The sequence below is a fragment of the Ruegeria sp. AM5 genome (genome assembly GCF_056540645.1).
Map to the genome: position 1 here is coordinate 78,640 of NZ_JBQFXC010000003.1, position 11,706 is coordinate 90,345.

Here is an 11,706-nt window from a genome sequence, read left to right on the forward strand (position 1 = left end):
CTGAACAGCCATTGCAAACCATCTTCGCTTGGGTAATGAACCATCGATACTGGTTTCTTAATGGCATGGGACGTGCGCACAAATGGCACAGCAGACCGCAAATTCCCTCAAGAGCAAAGCATTGGCCGATCTGGAGACAGGGAAGTTGCCGCAGGCCTTGAAAAAAGCGCAGCTTGGCATCAAGAAACACCCCAAGGATGCCGATTACCAAGCAATCGCAGGCTTTGTCCTGACCGAGATGAAGCGGTACAAGCAATCCATTCCACACTTTGCTGAAGCATCGCGAATGAAACCGGACGATGCTCAATTTGTCGAAAACCTCGCCAACGCGTTGATGCAGACAGGTCAAATTCCGCGTGCGCTATCCTATGCCGAGCAGAAACTTGAACGCTTCCCGAATAACAAAGAACTGGTCCGCGTCATTGATGAAATACAACTCAAGGGACAGAATTGGCGCCTGATCATCGACCATACGACGAACAAACTGGAAAAAGACCCTGACAATGCAGATTTGCTTTGGTTGCGGGCCCGCGCCTACGGAGAGGTCGGGTTCTCCGATCACAGCTCTCAGGACATTGCCCGCGCTTTTGGGATCGCACCTGAAAATGAAAAAATCGCATTGTCGAAAGCCGTAGACTTGTATCAAACGGGCGACAAAGAGGGCTCAAAAACCATTTTGCGCGCTGTACTTGAGAGAAACAAGTTTTGCGCGGCGGCGCTCTACCAAATGTCTCTAATGGTGGACAATGACCATGCCGAGAGCCTTGCGCGTGCTGTCGACACCGCAATTTCAGAAAGTGATCACGCCAACTCGGTGCTTGAATTCGCAAAGGCACACTTGATCTCCAAACGTGATGGGCTGTTCCCGGCGCTCCCCCACTTTGCGCGGGCCAATGCCATTCAACACAACGTGAATCCCTATGACAGTACGCAAGAAGAGAAACGGTTCAAAGAAATCAGCACGTTTTTTCCGCTGAATGTACCCCCTGCGACTGCAGGCGTAAGCGATGGGCCCAAGCCGATATTCGTAGTCGGACAGCCACGATCAGGCACAACACTGATGGAAATGATGCTTAGTTCGGCACCGGATATCGCCGGCTGTGGAGAGCTGACGATTGCAGGTGAATTATCCCAGAAGGTCAGAGAGAGCGGCAAACCATTTGACGCAGACGCAGCTGCTGAATGTGCAGCAGAGTTTCGCAGGCTGATGCCACCCTTACCCGAAAGTTCGACTGCATTCGTTGACAAGATGCCACATAACTATCAGCGGCTCGGCTTCATAATGTCAGCGTTCCCGAATGCCCGCGTGATCAACATGTTGCGCGATCCAAGGGATGTGGGGCTATCAAAATGGATCAGGCGTTTTCACTCACCGGGTATGCGCTATGCATCCAATCTTGAATCGATTGCCCACTCAGCCAACCTGTACCGGTGCTATCTTTCTCATTGGGAAAAGCTGTTCGGTGATCGTATTCTGACGGTTCGATATGAGGACCTGGTAGTCGACCCCAAAACCTGTATCCAGCAAGTCGCCGCCTTCTGCGGTATCGACTGGGATGAGCGGATGATGACCCCTGAGAAAAATACCATGAAAGTCCGCACCGCCAGCACCGATCAGGTGCGCAAGAAAATCTCAACCGGGTCAATTGGTGGCTGGCAAGAGGTTGCGGATCAAATTCAGCCGATGTTGGATGGGCTGGATCAGGCGTTGTGGCCCGAATACAGGTTCGATTGACCAAAAAAAAGGCCGCCCCGAGAGACGGCCTTTTTTTTGCTTCTCCGGTCACATCACTTCTGTTTGATGCGCCCGTCCAGATAAGGCTGATACGGGGCGTTCTCGGCTAGATACTCCGCCGTAACATCCGCCAGATCAGGCCCGAAATCATAGGCGTTCTTGTCATCACCCGAGAACACAGAATAACCATCGCCGCCATTGCGGACATAGTTGTTTGTCACCACCAGATATGTCGCTGCGGGATCAATAGCTTCGAAACCGCCATCCTTGGCGACCATGACCTCAACAATCCGGCCCTCATTCGGGGCAACCGATGGATCCCAGGTAAATGTCATTCCTGCCACCTGAGGGAAGCGGCCTTTGACCTCTTCAACTTGGCTCACCCCGTTTTCAAGAGCATCAATCACGCCCTGACCGCTGATCTCGAAGGTCGAGAGCGTGTTCTGGAACGGCAGTACTGTCAGCACCTCACCCATGGTCACCTCACCCGGATCGATCGAGGCGCGCAGCCCACCCGAGTTCGCAATCGCAATCTGGGCGCCCTGATCGGCAACCCGCGCCAGCATGGCATCCGCAACAAGATTGCCCATCTCACATTCCTGCACGCGACAAACGGACCGGTCGCCTTCAATCGAAGCTGACGCTTCCGCGACAACCTTGTTGCGAATTTCATCCAGCGGTACGGCCAGCTCGGCGATGCGGTCCAGCGCGGCCTGATCCTCGGTCACCGCATTATCCATGATCAGCGGCTCACCCTCTGCGGATACAACATTTCCGTCATCATCGAATGTCACATTCAATTCACCCAGAAACTTGCCATAGGCATAGGCCTGAACGATCTGCACCCCGTTTACGACGGTCGGGTACGGCCCGGCGGCCTTGTCGGATGTGTTCGAAAGATATGTGTTCGAATGCCCACCCACGATCACGTCAACGCCCGTGGTCTCCTGCGCCACGCGCTGATCGACGCCATAGCCTGAGTGGCTGAGAACGATGATCTTGTTCACACCTTCGCCGGTCAGCTTGTCGACTTCAGCCTGAACGGCAGGAACTGGATCAGAGAAGGTGATATTTGGACCGGGTGACGCGATATCGTGCGTGTCTTCCGGCGTCAGTCCGATCAGACCGATCTTTTCGCCGCCCACTTCGATCACAGCCGATTTCTTGATCTTGTCGGTCAGCAGTTCCTCATCCGCATAATCGGCGTTGGACATCAGCACCGGGAAATCGACCGAGTCGATGAAGCCGCGCAGCACCTCAGGGCCATCGTCGAATTCATGGTTGCCCACAGTCATGGCGTCATAGCCCAGCTTGTTCATGAACTCAGCCGCAACCTTACCCTTGTAGTAGGTATAGAACAGCGAGCCCTGGAACTGGTCGCCCCCATCAACGAGGATCGAGTTATCGGCCCGTCCGCGGGCCTCTTCGACTGCCGTCACAAGGCGTGCCGATCCACCAAAGCACTTGCCTTCGGCATTGTCTTCGTCGCCACAGGCGCTGTCGTACTTGTTGATTGGCTCAAAGCGCGAGTGGAAATCGTTTGTATGCAGAATCGTAAGCTTGTATTCGGCAGCCGCCATACCGGCGCTGAGTGCCAATACCGCAGCCGAAGCCAGAAAACGGGTGAACATCGTGAAACTCCCTATGATTGTTTTGCGCGATGGTGCGCGTTGCGTGGCGAAGAGTCAAAGGGGGAAATCCGGCTTGATTCTACCCGTCGTGCGGGGCATCAGGACTTCATGCTGATTTACAAGATCTTCCGCGCCGATGAATGGGCACACCTGCAAGCACAAGGGGCTTCGGATGGTGCACCGATTGATGTTTCGGATGGATATGTTCATTTCTCAACCGCAGAACAGGCCGCTGAAACCGCTGCCAAGCATTTTGCCGGGGTCGAGGGCCTAACCCTCTTGGCCTGTGATAGCCAAGCAATGGGCGATGATCTGAAATGGGAGGTTTCGCGTGGTGGCGCATTGTTCCCCCATCTCTACCGCCAGATTCAAATGTCGGATGTGGTCTGGTCACGCGATCTGCCCTTTGACGGTCAGGCGCACCAGTTCCCGCAGGAGATGGAATGACCCGCTTCATCGATCCCGAACGCGAACAGTTCGAGGCGTTCAAGGCCCTCGATCGAGACCATCCTATCGAGATGCTCAATCTGGTGAAGTTTCGCGAAACAGCTCAGTATCCGTCCGATCACGCACTGGCCGGCGCACATCTGACCGGCGCACAGGCCTATGGCAAATACGGGTCTGAAACCGCGCCTATCGTCGCCCGCATAGGAGCGTCGATCCTTTGGCGCGGCGCATTTCAGACTATGCTGATCGGTCCACAAAATGAGGCTTGGGATGCTGTGTTCATCGCCCGCTACCCCACCGCCCACGCATTTCTTGAGATGGTGACCGACCCTGCCTATCGCGCCGCGGTGATACACCGGCAGGCCGCCGTTGAAACCTCGCGCCTGATACGTTGCGCACCGACAGAGGGTGGAGACTCCTTCGGATGAAACTGACCGAAAAACTTGGGCTCGCTGCGCTGCACCGTCTTGACCCGGAAACCGCGCATGGGCTTTCGATCAAGGCCCTGACCTCGGGGCTTGCACCGACGCCTGGGCCGGTCACATCGGACCGACTGAAGACCCAAGTCGCGGGTCTGGATTTGCCCAACCCCGTCGGACTGGCCGCAGGGTTTGACAAAAATGGTGAAGCACTGTTGCCGCTTTCACGCGCCGGGTTCGGGTTTATCGAAGTCGGGGCGGTGACACCCCGTCCGCAGCCCGGCAATCCTAAACCGCGCTTGTTCCGCCTGACCGAAGATCGCGCCGCCATCAACCGCTTTGGCTTCAACAACGAGGGAATGGGGGTCATGGCCGCGCGTCTGGCGCGGCGTCCAAAGGACGCGGTGATCGGGTTGAACCTTGGGGCCAACAAAGACAGTGATGATCGCCCCGGAGACTTCGCAAAAGTGCTTGCCCATTGCGCTGCGCATTTGGACTTTGCCACCGTCAACGTATCCTCGCCCAATACCGAAAAGCTGCGGGATCTGCAGGGCAAAGCGGCGCTAACTTCGTTGCTGAGCGGTGTGATCGAAACCCGAAACGCCCTGCCCCGCCCAATCCCGATCTTCCTGAAAATTGCCCCGGACCTGACCGAGGCCGAATTGCAGGACATCGCCGATGTCGCCCGTGAAACCGGTGTGGACGCGGTGATCGCCACCAACACCACACTGTCTCGCGATGGCCTGCGCAGTGCACACAAGGATCAGGCCGGAGGCCTGTCCGGCGCGCCGTTGTTCGAGAAATCGACGCGGGTGCTGGCGCAGCTCAGCCAGTTGACGGGCGCAGATATCCCGCTGATCGGGGTCGGCGGCATCAGCACGGCAGAACAGGCCTATGCCAAGATCTGCGCCGGAGCGTCCGCAGTGCAGTTCTACACGGCGATGGTCTATGGCGGGATTTCCCTGGCCGCTGACATCGCACAGGGGTTGGACACGCTGCTGGAGCGCGACGGCTTCGATTCGGTCGCACAGGCGGTGGGCAGCAAACGAGAGGACTGGCTATGATCGAATACTGGCACAATCCGCGCTGTTCCAAATCCCGCGCGGGGTTGGCGTTGCTGCAGGAAAACGGCGCAGATCCTGAGGTGCGCAAATACCTCGAAGACGCGCCCTCGGCCGATGAAATCCGGACGGTTCTGGCCAAGCTGAATATCCCGGCGATCAGCATGATGCGCACCGGAGAGAAAACGTTCAAAGAGCTTGGTCTGGCCAAGACCTCGCCCGATGAGGAGCTTGTTCAGGCCATGGCCGAACACCCGATCCTGATCGAACGTCCGCTGGCCATCGCGGGCGACAAAGCCGCTATCGGACGCCCGCCCGAGAACCTGCTGGACTTGCTTTAGGCGATCTGTGCCTCAAGTCGCGGATAGCGCCAACCAAGCGTAAGGCCCCGTGCGATGTTCAACACCATCAGCGCGGCCCAAAGCCCATGATTGCCCATCGTTGGCACCAGCACGAACAACGCAACCACGTACAGCGCGACTGACTGGATCATCGCGTTGCGCATATCGCGGGTCCAGGTGGCGCCGATATAGATACCGTCGAACATCCAGCTTGCCACTCCGATGATCGGTGCCAGAGCAGCCCAGAGCAGATACTCGCGTGCCGTCATACGAACTTCAGGCGATGTCGACATCAGATCGATCAGCGCGGGCCCTGCCAGGTAAAACACCAGCCCAAGCCCGATGGCCCCGCCAACGCCCCATTGAGACGCCATAACCGACGCGCGCCGGACCTTCCGGCGGTCGCGAGCACCGACGGCTCCTCCGACAAGAGCTTCAGCCGAGAAAGCAAATCCGTCCAAAGCGAACGCGGTGATTTCGAGAAACTGCAATAACACCTGATTGGCCGCCAAATTCACGTCGCCCAGATCGGAACCGACAAACAAAAACGTGGTGAAAGCCCCGGTCAATAGAACCGAGCGCACCATGATATCGCCATTCACCTGCATCATCCGGCGCAGCCGTGCGGCATCAAAAATACGCGGCCAATCCCGCCACTGCTTGCCGCCAAACGCATCACCACAAAGCCACAAACCCAGGGCAAGACCCGTCCACTCGGCAATCAATGTCGCGATGGCAACGCCCTCGACACCCCAGCCCAGGCCAAGCACAAACCATAGATCCAGCGCTATGTTCAGCCCATTCATCCATATCTGCAGGATGAATACACCTCGCGTGCGTTCGACTGCGATCAGCCAGCCTGTCACCGCATAAAGGGCAATCGTGGCCGGAGCGCCCCAGATGCGAATCTCCAGATAGGCGCGCGTCAGAGACTCGACTTCGGCGCTGGCGGGCGACAGTGCAAAAGCTCCAAGGAATACCCAAACCTGCGCGGCAATGAAAACCAATCCTGCTGTTCCGCCCAGCAGCAAGCCTCGCATGAGCAACGCTCCGGTTTCTGCAGTGTCACCTGCACCGCGCGCCTGTGCCGCCAGCCCGGTGGTGCCCATCCGCAGAAAGCCGAATATCCAGTAGATCGCCGACAGGATCACCGCACCCATACCCACAGCCCCGATGGGGGCGGCCTGCCCCATCTGACCGACAACGCCGGTATCCACTGCCCCGAGGATCGGTACGGTCGCGTTCGACAGCACGATCGGCAACGCGATTTTCAGGACGCGCCTATGGGTAATGGGCGCTGAGGCGTCCTCCATCTTTAGTCTTTCGGTGTCGGAGATTGCGGCATCAAGAAGTGCCCCGTACCTTGCGCAAAGAGTTTGGCGTGATTGTCTTGCCAGGCTTCGACACGGACAGAGGCATAACGTCGACCCGAGCGGTTGATGAAAGCGCGCGCATAGGCGTCTCGCGGCAGGCCCGACCGCAGGTAGTCGACAGTGAAGTCGATGGTTTTGGGAAAGCGGATATTCACGTCGGTCAAGATGTCTTCCGCACCGATCTCACCGCTTTCAATCCTGGGAAACATATGTTCCCAACTCAGCGTGATTACGGCAGTGACTTCCAGAAACGCCGCTGTCACCCCACCGTGGATAGCGGGCAGAAAAGGATTACCGATCAACTTCTCATCGAAATTCAGAACGCCCGTCAGTTCGTCCCCCCGCCGGTCGAATGTTATATTTAGGAACCGAATATACGGCACACCTTCGACCAGCGCGGTCAATGCGGCATCACGGCGTTGCTTGACCACCTGCATAGGTTCTGGGCGAGGTCTTGCCATCTCAGCGACCCTCCACGGTGAAGGCACCTGAAGCGGTGGCAACGGGACGGTCGCTGTCATCATCCGTCGCCGTCGCCCGCACAAAAGCCACGTTGCGCGTGATGTGATAGCAGGTCGCGCGGGTCCGGATACTTTGACCCGGCGTTGCGGCCCGCATGTAATCAATACGCAGATCGATGGTGGCGGTTCCTCCCGGGGCCGAGGGGTGGCTCATCACTGCGGCACCGCAACAGGTATCCAGCATGGCCGACACAGCCCCGCCATGGATCACGCCAGTCCGAGGGTCGCCGATCAGTTGCTCGTTATAGGGCATCGAGATTTCAGCCTCACCCTCTCCGATGTGGGTCAGATCAAGCCCCAAGGCCTTGGCGTGCGGAATCGCCTCGATGAACTGGCGCGCTAAAACTGTCTTATCGACCATGGGGTTGGGTCCTGTCCTTGTACCTGCCCCTTTATGGGCCTGCGTTTACACCAAGGGCAAGCCCACCTGTTGCGCTTGCCGCAACGACGCCCTAGGTTGCTGCCAAGGAGACCCGGAATGTCCGACACCCGTTTGTCATTCAAAGAAATGTGCGCCGAGTTCGACGTGACCCCACGCACCCTGCGCTATTACGAATACATCGAATTGCTGCAGCCTGATCGTGAAGGCAGATCGCGGTTTTACGGGCCTCGTGAATGCGCCCGGATGAAACTGATCATGCGTGGTCGAAAGTTTGGATTTCCTTTGGAAGAGATTCGCCAGTGGCTGCTGATCTACGAAGATCAGGGCAATCAGGCGCAGATGGCGACCTTTATCGAGATGGCCGATCGTCAAATGGAAGAGCTGCGCCAGCAGCGCGCGCAGTTGGATGAAGCAATGGATGCGCTTCAGCAATTGCGCGATCAGACCGTCGGCCTGCTGAAATAGCCCCTTCCCCTACGGCAAGAAAATTGCCGAAACCCCTGCTTACGCGACTGGATGTTACGTCAACTATTTTGTGACGCAGCGTCCGCATTACGTAAACGTCACTTGTGTGTTGTAAAACGCTCATCGACTGCGCAACTCAGATTGCATGACGCCAGTGATGAGAGTTTGAACCATGACCGAAGATCTGCTGACCATCCGCGAAATGTGCGAGACCTATGATGTCACGCCCCGCACATTGCGGTTCTACGAGGCCAAAGAGCTTTTGTTTCCGATCCGCGAGGGCCAAAAGCGCTTGTTCACCAAACGGGATCGTGCACGCCTGAAACTGATCCTGCGCGGCAAGCGCTTTGGCTTCAGCCTCGAAGAGATCCGCCAGCTTCTGGACCTGTACCACGTGGGTGACCAGCAGCTGACCCAGATGTCCCGCACTTATGAAATCGCGTGCGAGCGCCTTGCTGACATGGAATCGCGCCGCGAAGAGCTGACGCAGGCCATTGACGAACTAAAAGAGCAGTTGCGCTGGGGCGAAAAGGTTATCGCCTCGATGAAACAGGAAAAGAAGGCCGCCGAATAAGCCCGGCCTTTCGGACATATGAATTAAGGGAGCTTCACATGCCCGTCTATAACGCGCCAACCAAAGATACGCAGTTCATCCTGCACGATGTTCTGAAAGTCTCGCAGTCGGATATCCCCGGCTATGATGAACTGGAGGCCGAGTTTACCGGCGCGGTTCTGGAAGAAGCGGGCAAAGTTGCCACCAATGTGTTGCACCCACTGAACGTGGTTGGTGACATCGAAGGGTGCCGGTTGGAAAACGGGATTGTGTACACCCCAATAGGTTTCAAAGATGCCTTCGAGCAGATGAAAGAAGGCGGCTGGACTGGCCTCGACATGCCGGAAGAGTATGGCGGCCAGAACATGCCTTATGTGATGGGTACTGCGGTAGGCGAAATGTTCTCGGGCGCGAACCAGGCGTTTGTGATGTATCAGGGCCTGACCCACGGCGCGGCCTCAGCCATTCTGGCGCACGGAACCGACGAGCAGAAGAACAAGTACCTGCCCAATATGGTCAGCTGCGAATGGACCGGCACCATGAACCTGACCGAACCGCATTGCGGCACCGATCTGGGGCTTATGCGTACCAAAGCCGAACCGCAGGACGATGGCAGCTACAAGATTTCCGGTCAGAAAATCTTTATCTCTGCGGGCGATCACGACATGGCCGATAACATCATTCACCTGGTGCTGGCCAAAATTCCAGGCGGACCCGAGGGCATCAAAGGTGTGTCGCTGTTTATTGTCCCGAAGTTTATCGTGAACGAAGACGGTACTCCGGGCGAGCGTAATGGTGTTTCGGTCGGCAAGATCGAAGAAAAGATGGGCATCCACGGCAATTCAACCTGCGTCATGAACTATGACGAGGCCACCGGCTGGCTGCTGGGCGACGAGCACAAAGGCATGCGCGCCATGTTTACGATGATGAACGAAGCGCGTCTGGGTGTGGGCATGCAAGGCCTGTCCCAGGCCGAGGCAGCGTATCAAAACGCCGTCGAATACGCCAAAGACCGCCTGCAGGGCCGCGACGTAACAGGTGTGAAGAACCCGGATGGCCCGGCCGATCCGCTGATCGTGCACCCTGACATCCGTCGCAACCTGATGGATCAGAAAAGCTTCACCGAGGGCGCACGTGCGTTCATCCTGTGGGGCGCGACCATGATCGACAAGGCGCACCGCTCGGGTGACAAGGATGCCGACGGGCTGATCTCGCTGCTGACACCGGTCATCAAGGGCTTCCTGACGGATGAAGGTTACGACATGACCGTTCAGGCGCAGCAGGTCTATGGCGGCCATGGCTACATCGAAGAATGGGGCATGTCGCAATACACCCGCGACGCCCGCATCGCGATGATCTACGAAGGGGCAAACGGCGTTCAGGCGTTGGATCTTGTTGGCCGGAAGCTGGCGCAGGATGGCGGCAAGCATGTCATGGCGTTCTTTGAGATGGTTAAAACCTTCTGCAAGGAAAATGCCGGCAAGGATGAAGCTTATGACAAAGCGTTCATCGAACCGCTGAAGGCCGCGTCCAAGGACCTGCAAGCCGCTGGCATGTATTTCATGCAGGAAGGCATGAAGAACCCTAACAACGCGCTTTCCGGTTCGTATGACTTCATGCACATGTTTGGTCATGTTTGCCTGGGCCTGATGTGGGCTCAGATGGCGAAAGCCGCTCGCGAAGCGCTGGATGGTGGCGCCTCGGACAAAGAGTTCTACGAGACCAAGATCAATACCGGTCGCTTCTACATGGCCCGTCGCCTGCCCGCGACAGCCATGCATTTGGCGCGCATCCAAACCGGAGCGGACACGGTAATGGCGCTGGACGCAGCGAACTTCTGATCTCAGTGTGGGCTCGGGCGTCGTAGCCCGAACCCACCCTTGGAGGAGACAAGATGCCAAAACGCTTTCGCCTGACCCGCCGCTTTCCCGTCGCCATGACCGAGGATGGCTATCGCAAACTCCGCGGATTCGCGCGAGAGGCGGGATTGGATGAAGGTGAGGCTTTGTCGTTCTTGTTCGAGAATTTCAATAGCGTGATTGATCACGAGAACCTGACGCACAGATTGCGCATCTTCAACTCCGAGCTGGACGCAAGAAAGCGCTGAACGCGCAATACGCCTTGGGAGGGGCGCCCAAATGACCATCAAACTGCATTGCTTCGGTGAAAGCGGAAACAGCTACAAAGCCGCTCTGGCGCTTGAGATGTCGGGTCTGGAGTGGGAAGCGGTCTTTGTCGACTTTTTCAACGGCGCAACGCGCACCCCTGAATTCCGGGCCGAAGTGAACGAAATGGGCGAAGCACCCGTACTGGTAGATGGCGATTTTCGCACCAGCCAGTCCGGAGCAATTCAGGCCTATGTCACCGAGAAATCCGGAAAATTCGGCGGCAAGGATCGTGACGAAAATTACGAGATTTTCAGATGGGTTCTTTGGGACAACCACAAGCTTAGCTCGATGGCCGGACTGACTCGTTTTCTGATCAACTTCCTGCCCGAAAAGCACCGCAATCCGGATGTTATCGCGTTCAATCAGGGTCGCCTCAAGGCTGCCTATCAGACACTGAACGCCCATCTTGAAGGCCGCGACTGGATCGTTGGTGGTGGCGTGACCAATGCTGATATCAGCTGCTGCGGCTACCTCTATTACCCCGAACCATTTGGCTTTGATCGCGCCGATTGGCCCAACATCGATGCTTGGCTGACGCGCCTTAGCGAACAGCCCGGTTGGAAACACCCCTACGACCTGATGCCCGGCAACCCGTCGGATCGAGCTTAAG

General features: G+C 57.1%; 14 protein-coding genes. 10 read left to right on the forward strand and 4 right to left on the reverse strand.

The window, feature by feature from the left end; translation table 11 throughout:
• Nucleotides 1–82 precede the first annotated feature (82 nt).
• Nucleotides 83–1,735, forward strand: a complete 1,653-nt coding sequence (locus ACR0AH_RS09990) for a tetratricopeptide repeat-containing sulfotransferase family protein (RefSeq protein WP_480591774.1) — start codon at nucleotides 83–85, stop codon at nucleotides 1,733–1,735.
• A gap of 53 nt (nucleotides 1,736–1,788) precedes the next feature.
• Here the strand turns inward: ACR0AH_RS09990 and ACR0AH_RS09995 are convergent, their stop codons facing one another.
• Nucleotides 1,789–3,366, reverse strand: coding sequence for a bifunctional metallophosphatase/5'-nucleotidase (locus ACR0AH_RS09995; RefSeq protein ID WP_170625323.1), 1,578 nt, complete (start codon nucleotides 3,364–3,366; stop codon nucleotides 1,789–1,791).
• 108 nt (nucleotides 3,367–3,474) lie between these two features.
• On the opposite strand from ACR0AH_RS09995, the gene ACR0AH_RS10000 reads away from it, so the two are divergent.
• From ACR0AH_RS10000 to arsC, 4 genes are read left to right on the forward strand one after another with little or no spacing between them, the layout of a single operon-like run.
• A complete protein-coding gene (locus ACR0AH_RS10000; protein ID WP_480591778.1) occupies nucleotides 3,475–3,813 on the forward strand; it encodes a DUF952 domain-containing protein in 339 nt (112 codons plus the stop codon).
• Entirely contained in the window at nucleotides 3,810–4,241 is a 432-nt protein-coding gene (locus ACR0AH_RS10005; protein WP_170420906.1) for a DUF1330 domain-containing protein, read from the forward strand. The genes ACR0AH_RS10000 and ACR0AH_RS10005 overlap by 4 nt, the downstream gene beginning before the upstream one ends.
• Nucleotides 4,238–5,296 (forward strand): quinone-dependent dihydroorotate dehydrogenase, encoded by a 1,059-nt coding sequence (locus tag ACR0AH_RS10010; protein WP_480591780.1) that lies wholly within the window; start codon nucleotides 4,238–4,240, stop codon nucleotides 5,294–5,296. Before ACR0AH_RS10005 ends, ACR0AH_RS10010 begins: the two co-directional genes overlap by 4 nt.
• Nucleotides 5,293–5,634 carry an arsenate reductase (glutaredoxin) gene (arsC, locus tag ACR0AH_RS10015; RefSeq protein ID WP_170420902.1) on the forward strand — a complete coding sequence of 114 codons (342 nt, stop codon included), beginning with the start codon at nucleotides 5,293–5,295 and terminating at the stop codon, nucleotides 5,632–5,634. Before ACR0AH_RS10010 ends, arsC begins: the two co-directional genes overlap by 4 nt.
• Here arsC and ACR0AH_RS10020 read toward each other — a convergent pair.
• The 3 genes from ACR0AH_RS10020 to ACR0AH_RS10030 are packed head-to-tail and all read right to left on the reverse strand — an operon-like array spanning nucleotide 5,631 to nucleotide 7,889.
• Entirely contained in the window at nucleotides 5,631–6,947 is a 1,317-nt protein-coding gene (locus ACR0AH_RS10020) for an MATE family efflux transporter (RefSeq protein WP_170391909.1), read from the reverse strand. The genes arsC and ACR0AH_RS10020 overlap by 4 nt on opposite strands.
• A gap of 2 nt (nucleotides 6,948–6,949) precedes the next feature.
• A complete protein-coding gene (locus ACR0AH_RS10025) occupies nucleotides 6,950–7,468 on the reverse strand; it encodes a PaaI family thioesterase (RefSeq protein ID WP_170635955.1) in 519 nt (172 codons plus the stop codon).
• A gap of 1 nt (nucleotide 7,469) precedes the next feature.
• Nucleotides 7,470–7,889, reverse strand: coding sequence for a PaaI family thioesterase (locus ACR0AH_RS10030; RefSeq protein WP_010438901.1), 420 nt, complete (start codon nucleotides 7,887–7,889; stop codon nucleotides 7,470–7,472).
• A 117-nt stretch (nucleotides 7,890–8,006) separates the two neighbouring features.
• Here ACR0AH_RS10030 and ACR0AH_RS10035 point away from each other — a divergent pair, with 117 nt between their 5' ends.
• The 5 genes from ACR0AH_RS10035 to ACR0AH_RS10055 all read left to right on the forward strand — a co-directional run bounded on the left by ACR0AH_RS10035 (nucleotide 8,007) and on the right by ACR0AH_RS10055 (nucleotide 11,705).
• On the forward strand, nucleotides 8,007–8,375 hold the full coding sequence (locus ACR0AH_RS10035) for a MerR family transcriptional regulator (RefSeq protein ID WP_170391912.1): 369 nt from the start codon (nucleotides 8,007–8,009) through the stop codon (nucleotides 8,373–8,375).
• Between the two features lie 172 nt (nucleotides 8,376–8,547).
• The gene (locus ACR0AH_RS10040; protein WP_039536426.1) at nucleotides 8,548–8,949 is read left to right on the forward strand and encodes a MerR family transcriptional regulator; all 402 of its coding nucleotides are present in this window, start codon (nucleotides 8,548–8,550) and stop codon (nucleotides 8,947–8,949) included.
• 38 nt (nucleotides 8,950–8,987) lie between these two features.
• Complete coding sequence (locus ACR0AH_RS10045) at nucleotides 8,988–10,769, forward strand: acyl-CoA dehydrogenase C-terminal domain-containing protein (protein ID WP_480591783.1); 1,782 nt, start codon at nucleotides 8,988–8,990, stop codon at nucleotides 10,767–10,769.
• 53 nt (nucleotides 10,770–10,822) lie between these two features.
• Complete coding sequence (locus ACR0AH_RS10050; protein WP_170391916.1) at nucleotides 10,823–11,035, forward strand: hypothetical protein; 213 nt, start codon at nucleotides 10,823–10,825, stop codon at nucleotides 11,033–11,035.
• 31 nt (nucleotides 11,036–11,066) lie between these two features.
• Nucleotides 11,067–11,705: a glutathione S-transferase gene (locus tag ACR0AH_RS10055; RefSeq protein ID WP_170391918.1), complete on the forward strand. Its 639-nt coding sequence runs from the start codon at nucleotides 11,067–11,069 to the stop codon at nucleotides 11,703–11,705.
• Nucleotide 11,706: the final 1 nt, after the last annotated feature.